The following is a 19,514-nucleotide window of genomic DNA, read 5'->3' as shown; positions in this document are numbered from 1 at the left end:
TCCGATGAAGTTTGTTTCCACGCGTCACGCTGCACCCGCCGCTTCGCTCAGCCAGGCGCTTGCCGCCGGCCTCGCCCCGGACGGCGGCCTGTATGTTCCCGACCATCGCCCGCAGCTGCAGAGCTGGTCAGCGCAGGGTTCCTTCGCACAGACCGCCGCGGCGGTGCTGGCCCCGTATTTCCATGACGATGCCCTGGAAAAAGTGCTGCCCGAACTGTGCGGGCAGGCCTTCGATTTTGAGGCGCCACTGCGTCCGCTGGCGACGGCCGATGACCATGTCCTCGAGCTCTTCCATGGCCCGACGGCGGCGTTCAAGGATTTCGGTGCGCGCTTCCTGGCTGCATGCCTGGCCCGATTGCAGCAGGGGCGCGAACAACCGCTGACGATCGTGGTCGCCACCTCGGGTGATACCGGGGCGGCGGTTGCTGCGGCCTTCCACCGTCAGCCGGGGATCCGCGTGGTGGTGCTGTACCCGGATGGCCGGGTCTCGCCGCGGCAGGCGCATCAGCTGGGCTGCTTCGGCGACAACATCCAGACGCTGCGGGTGGCCGGTTCCTTCGACGATTGCCAGGCGATGGTGAAGCAGGCGCTGGGCGATCGCGGGCTGCAGGAGCAGGTGCCGTTGAGCTCGGCCAACAGCATCAGCCTGGGCCGCTGGCTGCCACAGATGAGTTACTACGCGCATGCGGCGCTGGTGCACCAGGCGCAGACCGGCCACGTGCTGAACCTGGTGATTCCCACCGGCAACCTCGGCAATGCGATGGCGGCGATCCTGGCGCGCGCGATGGGCCTGCCACTGGGGCAGATCGCGTTGGCCACCAATGCCAACGATGTGCTGCCGCGCTATTTCCACGGCGAGGCCTACCAGGCGCGGACCAGCGTGGCGACGATTGCCAATGCGATGGACGTGGGCGCGCCGAGCAACTTCGAGCGGCTGCGCTGGCTGTGCAACGAAGATGATGTGGCGCTCCGGGCCGCGTTCACTGCCGAGGCGGTGGATGATGCGGCGATCCGCGAACTGATCCGTCGCCGCCATGACCTGTATGGCGAAGTCTTCTGTCCACACACGGCAACGGCAGTGGCGCGCCTGGAGCATCTGCGGGCCGCGGGCGTGCAGGGACATTGGGCGGTCGCGGCGACGGCGCATCCGGCCAAGTTCGAGTCGGTGGTGGAGCCGCTGATCGGGAAGGCGCTGGAGGTGCCGCCGGCACTGGCCGCCTTGCTGGAGCGGCCCGCGACGGCTGAGGCATGTGCCCCGGAGTATGGGGCGCTGCGCGAGGTGCTGTTGCGCGGGTGAGGCGGCTGACGCGCGGAGCGCCCGAGCAGCCGGGCAGCGCCCGGCACGCCTAGTAGGATTCGTCGGCCGAGAGCTTCTGCAGGCCGGCTTCGTCCAGGATCTCGACGGTGTTCAGATGGGGCAGGGCGATCAGGCCCTGCTGGCGCAGCTTGGTGAAGGTGCGGCTGACCGTTTCCATGGTCAGGCCAAGATGGTCGGCGATGTCGCCACGGCCCATCGGCAGGGTCACGCGCAGGCCGGGTTCACCGAGCAGTGCTTCGCGCGCGGCCAGGCGCAGCAGGAAATCGGCGACTTTCTCGGCCGGCTGCAGTCGGCCCAGCGCCATCGCGGCGTCCTGGGCGGCATCCAGCTCCTGGCAGGCGCGCTGCAGCAGCTTGCGTTCCAGGTGCGGGAAGCGCGAGCGCAGGTCCTTCATCTGTGGCAGGGCCACGCGGCAGACGCGGCTGTCGGCGATGGCTTCGATATCGTAACGGTGATGATCGCTACCGCTCAGTCCGAGGAAATCGCCGGGCAGCACGAAGCCGCTGATCTGGCGCCGGCCGTCGGCCAGCGTGCGGACCAGGCGCAACGCACCGGCCGTAATCGTATAGACATGTTGGCGCGGCTCACCGGCACGGGCCAGGGTGGAGCCCAGCGGCAGTGCCAGGGAGACGGTGACCCGTTCCAGTGCCTGCACTTCATCCGGCGACAGCGCCGAGCAGACCGCCAGGTGCCGCACCGAGCAATGCAGGCAGTCGCGCAGGGGCGAGCAGCCGGGGGCGGCGGGGTCTTCAACAGCGGAAAGCGCGTTACCGGGGTGAGGCCGGGTCATGTCAGGTCAGCAAGCGGGGCCTGCCCATGATACTTCATGCCGCCCTTGGCCCGGCCCCGGCGCCCGGATGCGGCTCGTTGCGCCGGCTGCGGCTAGAATATGCCGCTCGCTCATCCCCCCGTTTCCGCAGGAGTCCCGCAAGTGATCAAGCCCCGTACGCCGCCCGGCATCATGGAATTGCTGCCGCGTGAGCAGATCGCGTTCCAGCGCATGCTGGACGTCATCCGCCGCAATTACGAGCGGTTCGGGTTCCTGCCGGTGGAGACGCCGGTGTTCGAGCTGTCCGATGTGCTGCTGACCAAGTCCGGCGGCGAGACCGAGCGCCAGGTGTATTTCGTGCAGTCCACCGGAGCGCTGGCCAACGCCGCCGAAGCGGAAGAGAAAGCGCTGCCGGAACTGGCCCTGCGCTTCGACCTGACCGTGCCGCTGGCACGTTATGTCGCCGAGCACGAACACGACCTGACCTTCCCGTTCCGCCGCTACCAGATGCAGCGCGTGTACCGTGGCGAGCGCGCCCAGCGTGGCCGCTTCCGCGAGTTCTACCAGTGCGACATCGATGTGATCGGCAAGGACACGCTGAGCACCCGCTATGACGCCGAAGTGCTGGCGGTCATCCACGCGGTGTTCGCTGAACTGCGCATCGGCGATTTCTCGGTGCAGCTCAACAACCGCAAGTTGATGCGCGGCTTCTTCGAAAGCCTGGGCGTGGCCGATGGCGAGCGCCAGCTGGCCGTGCTGCGGGAAGTGGACAAGCTGGACAAGCGCGGCGCCGATTACGTGCGCGAGACGCTGGTGGGCGAGGGCTTTGGTATTCCGGCCGAGCAGGTCGAGCGCATCCTGGCGTTCGTGGCCGTGCGCTCGAGCAGCCATGCCGATGCGCTGGCGCAGCTGGATGCGCTGCTGGTTGATGGCGCCGCCAGCGAAACGCTCACGCAGGGCGTGGCCGAACTGCGCGAAGTGCTGCAGCTGGTCAAGGCGCTGGGGGTGCCGGAAACCGCGTACTGCCTGAACTTCTCCATCGCGCGCGGCCTGGATTACTACACCGGCACCGTCTACGAAACCACGCTGACCGACCACCCGCAGATCGGCTCGATCTGCTCGGGCGGCCGTTACGAAGACCTGGCCAGCCACTACAGCAAGTCCAAGCTGCCGGGCGTGGGCATTTCGATCGGCCTGACCCGCCTGTTCTGGCAGCTGCGCGAAGCCGGCCTGATCGCCGGTATCGAGGACAGCAGCGTGCACGCGCTGGTGGCCCTGATGGACGACAACGGCCTGCCCGAGTCGCTGGATATCGCCCGTCGCCTGCGCGTCGGCGGCATCAATGCCGAAGTGCAGATGGAGCCGAAGAAGATCGGCAAGCAGTTCCAGTACGCGGCCAAGGCGGGCATCCGTTTCGTCGTGCTGGCCGGTGAGGATGAGCTGGCGCGTGGCGTGGTCGCGGTCAAGGACCTGCTGCGCGAGCAGCAGTTCGAGGTCGCCCGCGACGAGCTGGCCAGCGCGCTGCAGGTCGAGCTGGAGCAGGCCAAGGCGATGGCATGAAGCAGGCCGCCGCAGGGGCAGTGATGCTGCTCCTGCTCGCCGGCTGCCAGAGCGACCCGCAGCTGCGCAGCAAACGGATCGGCCCCGGGCATTACCGGTTGACCGTCGATCGCTGCCACATGGTTGACCAGCAGCTGTTGGAGCACGACCTGCGCGAGCTGGCCAGCAGCGTGTGCCCCAACGGCGCAGGCCCCCTGGAGGCCTTGGAGCAGCTTCCCAGCCGCCAGGGCAGCCTGTTGGGCGAATGCCTGGGCAGCGGCGCCCTGCGTGCCGAGGTCCGCTGCCGGTAACCGGCCACCGATTGGGCTGTACGCGTCCTTGGAGATCCATCACAACGCCCGCCAATGCGGGCGTTGTTCGTTTCCGGACCCTGAACAAACCGTTTCCGCTCACTGCAGCGGTTTGACCGTGCCCCCTCGTTTGGGCTAATGTAATAGCACGCTATTACATTGATACAATGAAACTACGTCCGATCCCCCGTGAAAAAGATGCCCAGGCCGATCTGGCCTCGCTGGCGCGCGCCTTTGCTGCCCTCTCCGATCCCGGGGCGGTGACCGCGTTCCTGCGCGACCTGTGCACGCCGGCCGAGCTGGAGGCGCTGTCCGACCGCTGGAAGGTCGTGCCGCTGCTGCAGCAGGGCGTGCCGTATCGCGAGATCCATGAGTTGACCGGGGTCAGCGTGACCACCACCGGGCGCGTGGCGCGCTCGCTGGACCACGGCCACGGCGGTTACGCCGCCGCCATCGCCGCCACGCCGACCTCCCCCGAATCCGAGTAGAGACCTCCCCCATGAGTGCAACCCAGACCGCCCCGGCACGCGACCGGCTGCGTATCGCCATCCAGAAGAACGGGCGCCTGGCCGAGCCTGCGCGCAGCCTGCTGACCGCCTGCGGGCTGAGCTGGCGGCAGAGCCGCGACAAGCTGTTCTGCTACGGCGAGTCGTTGCCGGTTGACCTGCTGCTGGTCCGCGATGACGACATTCCCGGCCTGATCGCCGATGGCGTGTGCGATTTCGGCATCGTCGGTCGCAATGAGCTGGACGAGCAGGGCGCTGCGCGCCGCCGGATCGGCCTGCCGGACGCCTACCAGGCGCTGCGCGGCCTCAACTTCGGCCAGTGCCGCTTGATGCTGGCGGTGCCGGAGGAGTGGGAATGGACGGGCGTGGAGCAGCTGGCCGGCAAGCGCATCGCCACCAGCTACCCCGCGATCCTGGCCGACTGGCTGGCCGAGCGCGGCGTGGATGCGCAGGTGGTCGAACTGTCCGGCTCGGTCGAGATCGCCCCGCGGCTGGGCACCGCCGATCTGATCTGCGATCTGGTCTCCAGCGGCGCCACCCTGGCCGCCAACCAGCTCAAGCCGGTCGAAACCCTGCTGGAAAGCGAAGCGGTGCTGGCCGGGCCGGTACGCACGCCCGATGACGCCCGCGCCGGCCTGATGGCGATGCTGCTGCGCCGCCTCGACGGCGTGGTGAAGGTGCAGGACAGCAAGCTGCTGATGTTCCGCGCCGCGCTGGACCGCGTCTCCGAGCTGACCCGCCTGCTGCCCGATGCCGATCCGCTGGTGCAGCTGCCCGATGACGGCGGCCACCTGCGTTTGCAGACCATGTGCCACGGTGCGTTGACCTGGCAGCGGTTGGAGGACCTGGAGCGCGCGGGCGCGCAGGGCTTGATGGTGTTGAGTGTGGAGCGGTCGCTGGCATGAATCGTTTGACGTGGTCCCAATTGGATGCCGGCGCCCAGACGCAGGCGCTGCAACGCCCGGTCCAGGCCGTGGCGGCGCGTACCCGTGAGTCCGTCGCGGCCTTGATCACGGCGGTGCGCGAAGGCGGCGATGCCGCACTGCGTGAGATCACCCTGCGCTTCGACGGGGTGGCACCGGAGAGCTTCGAGATCAGCGAGGCGGAGTTCGCCGCTGCCGAACAGGCCGTCCCGGCCGAACTGCGCCAGGCGATGATCGATGCCGCGGCGCGTATCCGGACCTTCCACCAGGCGGGCATGAGCGAGGGCTATGCGGTCGAGACCGCGCCCGGCGTGCGTTGCGAGCGGGTAGTGCGCCCGATCGGTCGGGTGGGTCTGTATGTGCCGGCCGGCAGCGCGCCGTTGCCGTCGACCGCATTGATGCTGGGCGTGCCCGCACAGCTGGCCGGCTGCCGGGAAGTCGTGCTGTGCACGCCGCCGCGCAAGGACGGCAGTGCCGATCCTGCAGTGCTGGTGGCCGCGCGCCTGACCGGCGTGCACTGCGTGTTCAAGCTGGGCGGCGCGCAGGCGATCGCGGCGATGGCGTACGGCACCGACAGCGTCCCGGCCTGCGACAAGCTGTATGGCCCAGGCAACAGTTACGTGACTGAAGCGAAGCAGCAGGTCGCCCAGGACGGCGCCGCAGCGATCGACATGCCGGCCGGCCCGTCGGAAGTGCTGGTCATTGCGGATGCCGGCGCCAATCCCGCGTTCGTCGCCGCCGATCTGCTCTCGCAGGCCGAGCACGGTCCGGACTCGCAGGTGCTGCTGCTGACCGACGACGCAGGGATGGTTGACCGTGTTGAAGCGGCGGTTGAAGCGCAACTGGCGCAGCTGTCGCGCGCGGAGATCGCCGCGCAGGCGCTGGCGTCCTCGCGCCTGATCCTGGTCGATTCGCTGGACGATGCGTTCGCGATCAGCAACCGGTATGCGCCGGAACACCTGATCCTGGCGCTGCGCGATCCGCGCGCGTGGCTGGAGAAGGTGGAAGCGGCCGGCTCGGTATTCCTCGGCGACTACACCCCCGAAGCATTGGGCGATTACTGCAGCGGCACCAACCACGTGCTGCCGACCGCGGGCGCCGCGCGCGCCTACAGCGGCGTCAGCGTGGCCAGTTTCCAGAACCTGATCAGCGTGCAGTCGGCCACCGCCGCCGGCATCGCCGCCATCGGCGAGTGCGCCCGCGTGCTGGCGCGCGCCGAAGGCCTGGATGCGCACGAGAATGCCGTGACCCTGCGCATGGAGGCGGCGGCATGAGCACCGGCTCCCTTCTGTCGCTGGTCCGCGAGGACCTGCAGGCGTTCACCGGGTACTCCTCGGCGCGCAGCAGCGCGCTGGTCGGCGATGTCTGGCTCAACGCCAACGAATCGGCCTGGGCCAATCCGGCTGACGTCACCGGTGGCGCGCGCCGCTACCCCGATCCGCAGCCGGCCGCCCTGCGCGACCGGCTGGCCGAGCTTTATGGCTGTGCGCCGGAGCAGTTGTTGATCGGCCGGGGCAGCGACGAGGCCATCGATCTGCTGGTGCGCGCGCTGTGCGAGCCCGGCCGGGATGTCGTGGTAACCACGCCGCCGGTGTTCGGCATGTACGCCGTCTGCGCCCGCCTGCAGAACGCGCCGGTGATCGAGGTGCCGCTGGTCGAGCAGGGCGATGCGCTGGTTGCCGATATCGATGCGGTGATCGCCGCTGCGCTGTCGGGCAACGCCAAGCTGGTGTTCCTGTGCTCGCCGTCCAATCCCGCTGGCAGCGTGATCACGCTGGCCGAGATCGAGCGCGTGGCCACCGCATTGCAGGGCAGGGCGCTGGTCGTGGTGGACGAGGCCTACGGTGAGTATGCGGAGCAGGCCTCCGCCAGCACGCTGCTGGGCCGCTACGAGAACATCGCCGTGCTGCGGACGTTGTCCAAGGCGCATGCGCTGGCCGCCGCCCGCATCGGCAGCCTGATCGCCGATGCCGCCCTGATCCAGGTGCTGCGCCGTTGCCAGGCCCCATATCCCGTGCCCGCACCCTGTGCCGAGCTCGCGTTGGCAGGCCTTGACCCCGAGAACCTCGCAGTGACCAGCCAGCGCATCGCACAGATCAAGGCCGAACGCGCGCGGCTGCAGGCCGGCCTTGCCACGCTGCCCGGCGTGCTGCGTGTCTATCCCTCGCAGGGCAACTACCTGCTGGCCCGCTTCGCCGACGCACAGGGCGCGTTCGATGCGCTGCTCGCGGCCGGTGTGGTCGTGCGTGACCAGCGTGCCGCGCCGCAGCTGGGCGATGCACTGCGCATCACCCTCGGCAGTCCGGAACAGAACGACCGCGTACTCGCTGCCCTGACGGCCCGGAGGGCTGCCGCATGACCCCGATTCTGTTCGTCGACCGCGACGGCACCCTGATCGAAGAGCCCGCCGATTTCCAGATCGACGCCTACGAGAAGCTGCGCTTCGTGCGCGATGTGATCCCCGCGATGCTCAAGCTGCGCGATGCCGGCTATCAGTTCGTGATCGTCAGCAACCAGGATGGCCTGGGCACCGAGGGCTATCCGCAGGCCAGCTTCGACGGCCCCAACGACCTGATGCTGCAGATCTTTGCCAGCCAGGGCATTACCTTCCGTGATGTGCTGATCGACGGCACCTGGCCGCAGGACAACGCGCCGACCCGGAAGCCGGGCATCGGCCTGATGCTGCCGTACCTGCAGGACCGCAGCATCGACTGGTCACGCTCGGCGATGGTGGGCGACCGCCTGACCGACATCGAGTTCGCCGAAAACATGAAGATCCGTGGCTTCCAGCTGCGCACCGAACAGTTCGGCGGCGACTGGGACTGGACCTCGATCGCGCACGAGCTGGCCGATGCACCGCGTCGGGCCACCGTGCAGCGCAACACCAAGGAAACCAGGATCCGGGTCGAGGTCGATCTGGATCGCACCGCCGAACCGCAGACCCACACCGGGCTGCCGTTCTTCGATCACATGCTGGAGCAGATCGGCAAGCATGGCGGCTTTGCCCTGAGCGTACAGGCCGAGGGCGACCTGTACATCGACGAGCACCACACGATTGAAGACACCGGCCTGGCGCTGGGCCAGGCCCTGCGCGAGGCGCTCGGCGACAAGCGCGGCATCGGCCGCTACGGCTTCACCCTGCCGATGGATGAAACCCTGGCCAGCGCCGCGCTGGATTTCAGCGGCCGCCCGTATTTCGTGTTCGAAGGCGAGTTCAAGCGCGAGCGCGTAGGTGACATGCCGACCGAGCTGGTGCCGCATTTCTTCCGCTCGCTGTGCGATGCGGCGGGCTTGAACCTGCACCTGAGCGTGCGCGGCGACAATGACCATCACAAGGTCGAAGCCTGTTTCAAGGCGCTGGCCCGCGCGTTGCGCCAGGCCCTGCCACGCCAGGGCACCGCGCTGCCGAGCACCAAGGGGGCGCTGTGACCGAGGTTGCGCTGATCGATGCGGGCGGCGCCAACCTCGGTTCGGTCCGCTATGCGCTGGAGCGGCTGGGCGTGCAGGTGCGGCTGGTCCGCGATGCGCAGGGCCTGGAGGGCGTCTCGCGGGTGATCCTGCCCGGCGTCGGCGCGGCCCCGCACGGCATGGCACGCCTGCATGCACAGGGTCTGGTCCAGCCGCTGCGCGACCTGCAGGTGCCGCTGCTCGGCATCTGCCTGGGCATGCAGTTGCTGTTCGATGGTTCTGAAGAAGGCCATGTCGAATGCCTCGGCCTGTTGCCCGGGGTCGTGCGCCACCTGCGTCCTGCAACCGGCATCCGTGTGCCGCACATGGGCTGGAACCGGTTGCTGCCACTGCGTGAGTCGCCGCTGCTGGCCGGCGTGCCGGCACGGGCGAGTGCCTACTTCGTCCACAGCTACGCCGCGCCGCTGGGCGAAGACACCGTGGCCGCCTGCGATCACGGCGGGCTGTTCGCGGCCGTCGTACAGCGCGGGCGGCACAGTGGTGCCCAGTTCCACCCGGAGCGTTCGGCCGACACCGGCGCGCGCATCCTGCGCAATTTCATCGAGAACGAACCGACATGAGTTTCATCGTCTATCCCGCCCTGGATATCCGCGAAGGCCGCGTGGTGCGCCTGCTGCAGGGCGACTACGCGCAGCAGACCACCTACGGCGATGACCCGCTGCCGCGCGCGCAGGCGTTTGCCGCGGCGGGCGCGAGCTGGATGCATCTGGTGGATCTGGATGCGGCCCGTGCGGGCGGTTACACCCTGGCACCGCTGCTCTCCTCGATCGCGGCGCAGACCGGCCTGCAGGTGCAGACCGGCGGCGGCGTGCGCTCGCGCGATGACGTTGCGCGCATCCTCGACGCCGGTGCCACCCGCGTGGTGGTCGGTTCGGTATCGGTCCGCGAGCCGGACGCGGTGATCGGCTGGCTGGGCGAATTCGGCCCGGAACGGCTGACCATCGCGCTCGACGCGCGCCAGGCCGAGGATGGTCGCTGGCTGCTGCCTGTGCATGGCTGGACCGAGACCGCCGAGGACACCCTGGACGTGCTGGCGCAGCGTTACGCCGAGGCCGGCATGCGGCACCTGCTGTGCACGGATATCGCCCGCGACGGCATGCTTTCGGGGCCTAACATCGCTCTGTACCAGCACTTGGCGCGCCTGCTGCCGGGCGTGGCGGTACAGGCCTCCGGCGGCGTGCGCGATGCCGACGACGTGGCCCAGGCCAAGGCCGTCGGCTGCGGCGGCGCAATCCTCGGCAAGGCGCTGCTGGAAGGGCGCATGACCCTGGAAGGAGCGCTGGCATGCTGAGCCGCCGCCTGATCCCGTGCCTGGACGTGCGCGATGGTCGCGTGGTCAAGGGCGTGCGTTTCCGCGACCACGTGGACATGGGCGACATCGCCGAGCTGGCGATGCGCTATCGCGACCAGGGCGCGGACGAACTCGTGTTCTATGACATCGGCGCCAGTCCGGAGGGGCGCGCCGTGGATGTCGCCTGGATCGAGCGCATCGCGCGTCTGATCGACATCCCGTTCTGCGTGGCCGGCGGCATCAGCGATGTCGAGACCGCGCGGCGCGTGCTGCACGCCGGCGCCGACAAGATTTCGATCAACTCCCCGGCGCTGGGCCGGCCGGAGCTCATTGAAGAACTGGCCGATGCGTTCGGCGTGCAGTGCGTGGTCGTCGGCATCGATTCGGTGCGCGAACCGGATGGCGAATGGCGGGTGCGCCGCTTCAGTGGCGACCCGGACAAGACCCAGGCGGTGGCGGTGCGCACCCTGGACTGGCTGGTGGAGGCGCAGCGCCGGGGTGCCGGCGAAATCGTGCTGAACTGCATGGACAGCGATGGCGTCCGCCGCGGCTACGACGTGGTCCAGCTGCGTCAGGCGCGCGCGCTGTGCCAGGTGCCGTTGATCGCCTCCGGTGGCGCCGGCGAGATGCAGCACTTCGCCGATGTGTTCGACCAGGCCGACGTCGATGGCGCACTTGCCGCCAGTGTCTTCCACAGTGGTGCCATCGCCATTCCCGCGCTCAAGCAGTTCCTGCGTGAGCAGCAGATCGAGGTTCGAGATGTCTATTGAAGTGAATTCCATCGACGTGCGCCCGTCGCGCGCAGCGCTGGCGCAGCTGGACTGGGGCAAGGGCGATGGCCTGCTGCCGGTGGTGGTGCAGGATACGGACACGCTGCGCGTGCTGATGCTCGGCTACGCCAATGCGGCTTCACTGGAGCAGACCCTGGCCACGGGCCATATGACCTTCTACAGCCGCAGCAAGCAGCGGCTGTGGACCAAGGGCGAGTCCTCCGGCAATGTGCTCGCGGTGACGGCCGTGCGGATCGACTGCGACAACGACACCCTGCTGGTCAGTGCGCGCCCGGCCGGGCCGACCTGCCACACCGGCAGCGAAAGCTGCTTCCCGCAGGCGCCGGGCAACTTCCTGGGCCGGCTGGATACCGTGGTGCGCGAACGTGAGCAGCAGCGCCCGGCCGGCAGTTACACCACGTCGTTGTTCGAGGGCGACATCCGCCGCATCGCGCAGAAGGTGGGCGAGGAGGGCGTCGAAACCGCGCTGGCCGGGGTCGTCCAGGACGATCACGCGCTGCTGGGTGAGTCGGCCGATCTGCTGTTCCATCTGACCGTGCTGCTGCGTGCGCGTGGCCTCTCGCTGGATGACGCGGTGGCAGTGCTGGCGGCGCGCCACGCGGGGTAAGCCCGGGCGGCACATCGTTTAACGTCGGTGAAACGCGGTGCAGGCGATGATGTGCGGCTCTACAATCCCCCACCCCCGATCGGACCGCCCTCGATGACCCGTACTGCCGCCTGGCTGGCTTGCCTGCTGTTGATGACTTCGCCTGCCTGGGCTGCCGGCACGACGATTACCGGCAAGGTCTATCAGGAGCGTGACGGCAAGCCGGGGCGCGGGCCGACCGATCCTGGCCTGGCCGGTGTGCAGGTGTCCAACGGCGAAACGATCGTGCGCACCGCCGCCGATGGCAGCTACAGCCTGCCGGTGCGCGAGGGCCAGACCGTGTTCGTGATCAAGCCGGACGAGTACCGCTTCCCGGCCGCCGCCAATGGGCTGCCCTCGTACTGGCGCCACTATGCGCCGCAGGGATCGCCGAAGCTGAAATACGACGGCATCCACGCCACCGGCGGCGCGACCCGCAACTGGGATTTCGCGCTGGAACCGGCCAAGGGCACGGACGCGGCGCGCAACGGCTTCGAGATGCTGGTCTTCACCGATTCGCAGACCGCCAGCCGCCAGGACATCGGCTACTACCAGCGCGCCATCGTCGATCCGATCATCGGCAAGCATCCGGCGCGGCTCGGTACCACCCTGGGCGATATCGTCAACGACGATCTGAGCCTCTACCCGGACATCAACAAGGTCACCGCGCAGCTGCAGGTGCCGTGGTTCCACGTGCCGGGCAACCACGACCTGGACATGGATGCCGGCAACGACGCGCATTCGCTGGACAGCTGGCGCGCCGTGTACGGCCCGGACACCTACGCGGTGGAAGAGGGCGGGGCGAGCTTCGTCTTCCTCGATGACGTGGTCTATGACCCCAAGGCCAAGCCGAGCTACGTCGGCGGCCTGCGCGCGGACCAGTTCACCTTCCTCGGCAACTATCTGAAGGGCCTGCCGCGCGATCGGCTGATCGTGCTCGGCATGCACATCCCGCTGTTCGATGCGGCGCCGGGCCGCGAGACGTTCCGGCATGCGGACCGCGCAAGGCTGTTCGCGCTGCTCAAGGACTTCCCGAACGTGCTGGTCCTCAGCGGTCACAGCCACACCCAGCAGCACTACTACCACGGTGCCGCCGAAGGCTGGCAGGGCAGCAGGCCGCTGCACGAGTACAACGTGGGCGCGGCCTGCGGGGCGTTCTGGTCGGGCGTGAAGGACAGCAACGGTATCCCCGATGCAACCATGAGCGACGGCACCCCGAACGGTTATGCGGTGCTCTCGGTCAAGCCCGGTGGTGACTATGGCCTGCGCTATTACGTGGCGCGCGCACCCGACGATTACCAGATCGCCCTGCACGCGCCGAAGGTGCTGCGCCAGGGCGCGTACCCGGCCTGGGGCGTGTACGCCAACGTGTTCATGGGCCAGGCCGATACGCTGGTGGAGTACCGCGTGGACGACGGCGCATGGCAGCCGATGAAGCGCGTCGAGCAGCCGGATCCGCGCCTGCTGCAGGAAAATGTGGCCGACGATACCGCCGAGCGGCTGCGCGGTTTCGACCGTTCGCCCGAAGCCACGCCGTCACCGCACCTGTGGCGCGGCGCGCTCCCCACCAACCTCTCAGTGGGTGATCACCGGGTGGAGGTGCGCGCGGTGCAGGGCGATGGCCCGACGGCCACGGCCAGCACCAGCTACCGCCTGCAGACCGCCAAGCCCTGATCACGGCGCCGTAGGTTCAGTACGGCGCTGTATGGCGCAGGCGGCTTTGCATTCCCCCGGCGATGCCTGAGAATCGCCGGGATTCAATCGATTCAACCAAGGCAAGCGAGTGAGCGCAGCGGTACCGGTTCCGGCTCAACCTGAGGTGTCGCGGACGGCGGCCCCGCGGGATTCCCACTCTGACACGCTGATCGTGGCCGATGTCGGCGGCACGTTCGCCCGCGTCGCGCTGGCCACTGTGTGCGCGGGCGCTGCGCCACGGCTGAGCGGCCTGCGGCGTTATGCCTGCGCTGATCACCCCGGCCTGGCCGCGATCCTGGCCGACTTCATCGCCAGCCTGCCCGCCGCGCCGGACAGTGCCGTGGTCGCGATCGCCGGGCTGCTGGACGGCGATCATCTGGTCAACACCAATCTGCCGTGGCCGGTGTCGGTCGCGCAGACCCGTCACGATTCGGGGCTGGTGTCGCTGGCGCTGATCAACGATTTCGAAGCGGTCGCCTATGCGATCCCGCACGTGGCGCCGGAAACCATGGTGGCCCTCAACGGCGAATCCGACGTGGGCCCGCGATGGCCGGCATTGGTGCTGGGTCCGGGCACCGGTCTGGGCGCGGCGCTGCGTTTCGAGGGCGGCGAGCGTCCGGTGCTGGCCAGCGAAGCCGGCCACGCCGCGTTGAACGCCTGCAATCCGCTGGAACTGGAGGTGCTCTCGCGCCTGCTGCAGCGCTGGGAGCACGTGGACAACGAGCGCGTGCTGTCCGGGGGCGGCCTGATGAACCTGTATCCCTGCCTGTGCGATATCCGTGGCGCGACACCGCGCTGGACCAGCACGGAGGCCCTGATCGCGGCCGCGCACGAAGGCGACGATCCGGTGGCGGTGGAGACGCTGGAGGTGTTCTGCGCCTGGCTGGGCAGTCTGGCCGGCGATCTGGCCACCACGTTCGGCGCGCGCTCGGTCTATCTGGCCGGCGGCATCTCCACGCGCGTGGACCGCTTCCTGCGCGATGGCCGCTTCCGCGAGCGCTTCCTGGCCAAGGGCGTGATGCACGACGTGCTCCGCCAGGTGCCGATCTGGCGCGTGGACCACGGCGAACTCGGCGTGCTTGGCGCGGCGGTCTGGCACGCGGAGCATCGCTGTATCGTCGCGTAGTTCTTCCATTGTCCGATAGCTGGAGACGTACCCATGACTGACCGCAGGCGATTTCTCCAGGCCAGTGCCCTGGCGGCCGGCGCCCTCGCGCTGCCGACGCTGCAGGCACGCACCGCCACCGGCGCGCGCGTCGTGTCCACCTGGGATTTCGGCGTAGGGGCCAACCAGGTGGCCTGGAAAACGCTGTCGGTCGGCGGTTCCGCGCTTGATGCGGTGGAAGCCGGCGCACGCTGGGCCGAGAGCGACCTGTGCAACCCCACGGTCGGGCGCTGTGGCAATCCGGATCGCGATGGGGTGCTGAGCCTGGACGCCAGCATCATGGACGGCGATGGCCGCTGTGGTTCGGTGGCGGCGCTCAGCGATATCGCGCACCCGGTCTCGGTGGCGCGGCGGGTGATGGAACAGACCCCGCACGTGATGCTGGTGGGCGAGGGCGCGCAGCAGTTCGCGGTGCAGCAGGGCTTCGAACGCAAGAAGCTGCTCACCCCGGAAGCCGAGCAGGCGTGGCGTGAGTGGCTCAAGACCGCGCAGTACACCCCCGAGATCAATGCCGAGCGACGCAGCCGCCCCGGCGACAGCAGCAACCACGACACGCTGGGCATGCTCGCCATCGATGCCCAAGGGCGTCTGGCCGGTGCCTGCACCACCAGTGGCATGGCCTGGAAGATGCACGGCCGCGTGGGCGACAGCCCGATCATCGGTGCGGGCCTGTACGTGGACAACGAGGTGGGCGCGGCGACGGCCTCGGGCGTGGGTGAGGAAATGATCCGCAACGCGGCCTCCTTCCTGGTGGTCGAGCTGATGCGCCAGGGCCGCTCGCCGGCCGAGGCCTGCCGCGAGGCGATCGCCCGGGTGGTGCGCAAGCGCCCTGAGGCAAGCAAGACCCTGCAGGTGTGCTTCCTCGCGTTGAACAAGCGCGGTGAGGTCGGCGCCTACGCGCTGCATCGCGGCTTCGTCTATGCAGTCTGCGACAAGGACCGGCAGGACGATCTGCGCGATTCCGCCGCGGTGTACACGAGCGAGCAGACGTGAGCGCGCGGCGGCGGGTGCTGGAAATCGCCTCGAATTCGGTGGCCTCCGCATTGGCCGCCCAGCAGGGTGGGGCGGATCGGATCGAACTGTTCGACAACCTCGCCGAGGGCGGTACCACGCCGTCGCAGGGCAGCATCGCGATCGCTCGGGACCGCCTGCAGATTCCGTTGTTCGTGCTGATCCGGCCGCGTCCCGGCGATTTTCTTTACACCGGGCTGGAGACCGAGATCATGCTGCGCGATATCGCGCACTGCCGTGCGCTCGGCTGCGATGGCGTGGTGATCGGTGCACTGGATGCCGACGGTGGCATCGACATGGCGTTGTGCCGTGAACTGGTGGCCGCGGCAGGCCCGCTCGGCATCACCTTCCACCGTGCGTTCGATGCCGCGCGTGATCTGCCGGCGGCGCTGGAGCAGATCGTGACGCTGGGTTGCCAGCGCATCCTGAGTTCGGGCGGGCAGGCCAGTGCCCTGGCCGGCGCCGATGTCCTGGGTGGGCTGGTTGCGCAGGCAGGCGATCGGATATCACTGATGGCGGGCGTGGGCATCACTGCGGCCAATGCCATGGAGGTGGCTGACCGCAGTGGGTGCGTTGAACTGCACGCCTCCGCGAAGACGACGCAGCCGTCGGCAATGCGTCACCACAATCCCGCGTTGACCGGGTTGTCGCCGGACTGGACCGTGACCGACACAGCGCACGTCAGAGCGCTGCGGGCGGCTCTTGATAATAGGGACGGAGGTAGTTAATCCGTGACGCATGGCTGCAATTAACTACCTCCGTCCCTGTTAAGAAAAACGCCGTTAAAAAAACGGCAGCTGCCTGTAGAAGCGCAGCTGCCGTGGAGGACCGTTGCCCCGCCCGGAGGCGGGGCGGGTGATGCTTAGAACTTCCAGTTCACGCCGAAGTACAGCTGGCGGCCGGCGTAGATGTTGGACAGCAGGCGGGCTTCGCTGTCACCGCCGATGTAGCTTCGCAGCTCGGACTTGGTGGCGTTCAGCACCGAGGCGGTGACCGTCCAGTCCGGGGTGATGTTGTACGCCACGTTGAGGTCGAGCTGGTCGTAGGGCTTGGTGTAGGTGGTCAGGCCGTTGTTCAGGCCACCCACCACTTCGCCACGGCGGTTGTACGAGGCGCGGGCCAGGATTTTGTCGTTCTCGTAGAAGATCGTGACGTTGGCCTGGTTCTTGGCGCTGCCCACCAGCGGCGACGCACCGATTTCTTCGCCATCCAGCACGATCGAGGCGAGGTTGGTGTCGTTGTAGGTGTAGTTGGCCTGCACGCCGAAGCCCATGTCGAAGGTGTACTGACCGTACACCTCGACACCCTGCGAGACGCCATCACGGCCGTTGGCTTCCGTGCGGTACTTCTGCACGGTGACCGTCTGGCCGCCGACCGTCATCTGCTGGTCGCGCACCACCGGCACGGTGAAGTTGTCCACGTTCTTGCGGAACAGTGCCACGCCCGCAGCGGAGCCCGGCTTGAAGTACCACTCCACGCCGAGATCGAACTGGACCGCCTTGAACGGCTCCAGGTTCTTGTTGCTGCCCGAACCGTACCAGCCCGGGGTGTCAGTACCACCGGCCACGCGGCGGTCGTTGCTGTACTCCTCGCTGATGTAGTTCAGGCCGCCCGGGTAGGCGATGCTGGTATAGCCCGGACGTGCGATGACCTTCGACGCTGCACCGCGCAGCACCAGGCTGTCGGTGATGTCCCAGGCGATGTTGAAGCTCGGCAGGAAGTCGGTATAGGTCTTGTCGAGCGAGCTGAGCGTGTAGACCTTGTCGCGGACCTGGTTGTCCGGCAGGCGCACGAAGCCGCCCTGGCAGCGCAGGGTCGGATCCGCGGCCGGATCATCGCAGCTCATCGGCGAGCCGTTGGCGTTGTCGACGAAGTAATCGTTGAAGCGCTCGACCGAATCGCTGGACTGGGCGAACTGCTCGGTGCGCACCACGCGCACGCCGACGTTGCCGCGCAGGCGTTCGGTACGGAAGTTGGCCTGGAAGTAGCCGGAGTAGATCTTCTCGTTGACGTCGTAGACGAAGTCTTCTTCGGTACGGTTGTGCGAGCCGCCGTAGGTCTGGTTGAGGTAATTGATGTAGGCCGGGTAGTTGATGCCCGGGAACACGTTGGCGTTGAAGCCGCCCGCGATGTTGCTGATCGGATTGGACAGGAAGAAGCCCGGCTGCGCATCGCCGGCGGTCGAATCGCAGCCGGCCTGGTAACGGTTGTTGTCGTAGTCGGACGGGTCCAGACCCTGGCACACCCAGTAGGTGTTGCCGGTGTTGCGGTGGACCTTGCCGTCACGGTACTTGGTGCCGAACTGGATCGAGTCCAGCCAGCCGGTTTCAAACAGCTTGGTGAAGTCGGCCTGGAAGTAGTTCTGTTCGACTTCGGTCTGCATCCACGACGAGTCGGTCGAGCCGGTGTCGACTTCGGCAATGCCGGCCATCAACTGCTGCTGCAGGTCCGGCGAGAACTGGACCGACGGTGTACCGGTCAGGTCCCACGCGGTGTACTGATTGCCCGACAGGTAGTCCGCACCGACCTTGCGGCGCGGCTTGGCCGACATGCGGAAGTTCATCGACGGGCCACCTTCGGACCACGTACGGCCGCCGGTGAACGAGGCCTTCCACAACGGGCTGATATCCCATTCGACCGCCAGGTCGGCGGTCTGCGAAAGCGCCTTCTCCTTGCTGTAGCCACCGGTCAGCTGCGGGGTGGGGAGGGTGCAATCGTCCGGACCCCAGCCGCCCGGCGCCAGGCCGGCCGCTGCGGCCTGTTCTTCGCTGCAGATGTAGGCCTTGCCCGGCAGCTTCTCGAACTGCGCGCCGGTCACGATGCTGCCGCTGGGATCGAAGTCCAGCCCGTTGAGCAGCCGGCCGCCGGCCCAGTTACCGTCGCCGTTGAAGCGGGCCATGCTCCACTCCGGCACCTTGAGCATGTTCTGGGTGTAATCCCCCTGCAGCTCGAAGCGGAAGTAGTTGGCGGTCAGGGTCAGGTTGTCCAGCGGCTTGAACTGGAAGGTCAGCTGGCCGCCCTTGCGCTCGCGCTTCTCTTCCTTCACGGCGAAATTCACCGAGGTCGGCATGAAGAAGTCGCTGTAGTTGCCGCCGGTCTGGTTGTTGAAACCGGACTGCCCCCACCAGTAGTGGATGCCATCCTGCGGCAGCGCATTGCCGTGGGCATCACGCGCGTCGCCGGCGCCATACCACTGATAGTCCTCGGTGCTGGCTTCCATGGTGCGGCTGGTGCGCTTCTGCTGCGTCACGCCCACCAGCACACCGAAGCGTTCGTCCTTGCTGTGCCAGGAGTAGAGCGCCGAGGCCTGCGGATCGATGTCGTGGCTGGTGTCCGACGAGGTGCCTTCCAGGTTCACGTACCCGGAGTTGGCCTCCATGTCGAGCGGACGGCGGGTGTGCAGGATCACCGTGCCGCCGATGCCGCCTTCGTCGATGCGCGCTTCCGGCGATTTGAACAGCTCCGCGCTGGACAGCATGTTCGACGGCAGCAGCGTGTAATTGAACGAACGCGACGCCTCGTTGTTGGTCTCCGAGGTGGCGACGTAATTGCCGTTCAACTGGGTGAGGGTCAGGTCGGGGGCGAGGCCGCGCACGCTGACGCTCTTGCCTTCACCGCCGCTGCGCGTGATCACCACGCCGGGCACGCGCTGCAGCGCATCGGCGACGTTCTTGTCGGGGAACTTGCCCACGTCCTCGGCGGTGATCACTTCGACCACGGCGTTGGCGTCGCGCTTCTGCTGCAGGCTCTTTTCGATGGCGTAGCGGTAGCCGGTGACGGTCACGCTGTCGAGCGTGGTGGCATCAGGGGTACCGGTCGCGGCCGGGGTCGCTTGTTGCGCGAACGCGCTGGCGGGCACGACAGCCGCGGCCAAGGCGCTTGCGATGGCCGCGGACAACGTAACGCGGCGGTGCATGCGTGACATCTTCATTCCACTCTCTCCCTCTCCTGGATTGAAACGGTGGCGATACGAATTCTTTGAATCGATCTAATGTTTGAAGCCCATTTTCCAGAGCGTCGAGTTGCCTGGCGCGTCCCGCATGCATCGCGTGGGGCAGTCCCCCGGCTCCCCACTTCCGGCAATCGTGACCGTTTTAAGTTG

General features: G+C 67.8%; 18 protein-coding genes. 16 read left to right on the top strand and 2 right to left on the bottom strand.

Features of this window, described 5'->3' with window-relative positions; genetic code table 11:
- Positions 1-4 precede the first annotated feature (4 nt).
- Entirely contained in the window at positions 5-1,297 is a 1,293-nt protein-coding gene (gene thrC / locus ABE473_RS07030; protein ID WP_346488951.1) for a threonine synthase, read from the top strand.
- 49 nt (positions 1,298-1,346) lie between these two features.
- Here thrC and ABE473_RS07025 read toward each other — a convergent pair whose 3' ends face one another.
- Complete coding sequence (locus ABE473_RS07025) at positions 1,347-2,108, bottom strand: helix-turn-helix domain-containing protein (RefSeq protein WP_346488950.1); 762 nt, start codon at positions 2,106-2,108, stop codon at positions 1,347-1,349.
- 141 nt (positions 2,109-2,249) lie between these two features.
- On the opposite strand from ABE473_RS07025, the gene hisS reads away from it, so the two are divergent.
- The 15 genes from hisS to ABE473_RS06950 all read left to right on the top strand — a co-directional run bounded on the left by hisS (position 2,250) and on the right by ABE473_RS06950 (position 16,140).
- On the top strand, positions 2,250-3,647 hold the full coding sequence (hisS, locus tag ABE473_RS07020) for a histidine--tRNA ligase (protein ID WP_346488949.1): 1,398 nt from the start codon (positions 2,250-2,252) through the stop codon (positions 3,645-3,647).
- The gene (locus ABE473_RS07015; protein WP_346488948.1) at positions 3,644-3,937 is read left to right on the top strand and encodes a hypothetical protein; all 294 of its coding nucleotides are present in this window, start codon (positions 3,644-3,646) and stop codon (positions 3,935-3,937) included. The genes hisS and ABE473_RS07015 overlap by 4 nt, the downstream gene beginning before the upstream one ends.
- Positions 3,938-4,104: 167 nt before the next feature.
- Positions 4,105-4,425, top strand: coding sequence for a YerC/YecD family TrpR-related protein (locus ABE473_RS07010; RefSeq protein ID WP_346488947.1), 321 nt, complete (start codon positions 4,105-4,107; stop codon positions 4,423-4,425).
- 11 nt (positions 4,426-4,436) lie between these two features.
- The gene (gene hisG, locus ABE473_RS07005) at positions 4,437-5,348 is read left to right on the top strand and encodes an ATP phosphoribosyltransferase (RefSeq protein ID WP_121036643.1); all 912 of its coding nucleotides are present in this window, start codon (positions 4,437-4,439) and stop codon (positions 5,346-5,348) included.
- On the top strand, positions 5,345-6,640 hold the full coding sequence (gene hisD, locus ABE473_RS07000; RefSeq protein WP_346488946.1) for a histidinol dehydrogenase: 1,296 nt from the start codon (positions 5,345-5,347) through the stop codon (positions 6,638-6,640). The genes hisG and hisD overlap by 4 nt, the downstream gene beginning before the upstream one ends.
- Complete coding sequence (gene hisC, locus ABE473_RS06995; RefSeq protein WP_346488945.1) at positions 6,637-7,725, top strand: histidinol-phosphate transaminase; 1,089 nt, start codon at positions 6,637-6,639, stop codon at positions 7,723-7,725. The genes hisD and hisC overlap by 4 nt, the downstream gene beginning before the upstream one ends.
- Positions 7,722-8,795, top strand: a complete 1,074-nt coding sequence (gene hisB / locus ABE473_RS06990) for a bifunctional histidinol-phosphatase/imidazoleglycerol-phosphate dehydratase HisB (RefSeq protein WP_346488944.1) — start codon at positions 7,722-7,724, stop codon at positions 8,793-8,795. Before hisC ends, hisB begins: the two co-directional genes overlap by 4 nt.
- Positions 8,792-9,394: an imidazole glycerol phosphate synthase subunit HisH gene (gene hisH / locus ABE473_RS06985; protein WP_176989876.1), complete on the top strand. Its 603-nt coding sequence runs from the start codon at positions 8,792-8,794 to the stop codon at positions 9,392-9,394. The genes hisB and hisH overlap by 4 nt, the downstream gene beginning before the upstream one ends.
- The gene (gene hisA / locus ABE473_RS06980; protein ID WP_346488943.1) at positions 9,391-10,125 is read left to right on the top strand and encodes a 1-(5-phosphoribosyl)-5-[(5-phosphoribosylamino)methylideneamino]imidazole-4-carboxamide isomerase; all 735 of its coding nucleotides are present in this window, start codon (positions 9,391-9,393) and stop codon (positions 10,123-10,125) included. Before hisH ends, hisA begins: the two co-directional genes overlap by 4 nt.
- Positions 10,119-10,895, top strand: a complete 777-nt coding sequence (gene hisF / locus ABE473_RS06975; RefSeq protein WP_346488942.1) for an imidazole glycerol phosphate synthase subunit HisF — start codon at positions 10,119-10,121, stop codon at positions 10,893-10,895. The genes hisA and hisF overlap by 7 nt, the downstream gene beginning before the upstream one ends.
- Positions 10,885-11,523 (top strand): bifunctional phosphoribosyl-AMP cyclohydrolase/phosphoribosyl-ATP diphosphatase HisIE, encoded by a 639-nt coding sequence (hisIE, locus tag ABE473_RS06970; RefSeq protein WP_346488941.1) that lies wholly within the window; start codon positions 10,885-10,887, stop codon positions 11,521-11,523. The genes hisF and hisIE overlap by 11 nt, the downstream gene beginning before the upstream one ends.
- A 93-nt stretch (positions 11,524-11,616) precedes the next feature.
- Entirely contained in the window at positions 11,617-13,215 is a 1,599-nt protein-coding gene (locus ABE473_RS06965) for a calcineurin-like phosphoesterase family protein (protein WP_346488940.1), read from the top strand.
- Between the two features lie 145 nt (positions 13,216-13,360).
- Positions 13,361-14,362 (top strand): glucokinase, encoded by a 1,002-nt coding sequence (locus tag ABE473_RS06960; RefSeq protein WP_346488939.1) that lies wholly within the window; start codon positions 13,361-13,363, stop codon positions 14,360-14,362.
- 33 nt (positions 14,363-14,395) lie between these two features.
- Positions 14,396-15,394, top strand: coding sequence for a N(4)-(beta-N-acetylglucosaminyl)-L-asparaginase (locus ABE473_RS06955; protein ID WP_346488938.1), 999 nt, complete (start codon positions 14,396-14,398; stop codon positions 15,392-15,394).
- Entirely contained in the window at positions 15,391-16,140 is a 750-nt protein-coding gene (locus tag ABE473_RS06950) for a copper homeostasis protein CutC (protein WP_346488937.1), read from the top strand. The genes ABE473_RS06955 and ABE473_RS06950 overlap by 4 nt, the downstream gene beginning before the upstream one ends.
- 134 nt (positions 16,141-16,274) lie before the next feature.
- Here ABE473_RS06950 and ABE473_RS06945 read toward each other — a convergent pair whose 3' ends face one another.
- Positions 16,275-19,343, bottom strand: coding sequence for a TonB-dependent receptor (locus tag ABE473_RS06945; RefSeq protein WP_346488936.1), 3,069 nt, complete (start codon positions 19,341-19,343; stop codon positions 16,275-16,277).
- Positions 19,344-19,514 lie beyond the last annotated feature (171 nt).

Origin of the sequence: Stenotrophomonas sp. TWI700 (genome assembly GCF_039673645.1) — a bacterium.
Classification (GTDB): Bacteria; Pseudomonadota; Gammaproteobacteria; order Xanthomonadales; family Xanthomonadaceae; genus Stenotrophomonas; species Stenotrophomonas maltophilia_AA.
This window is presented reverse-complemented; position numbering and strand designations above follow the sequence as displayed.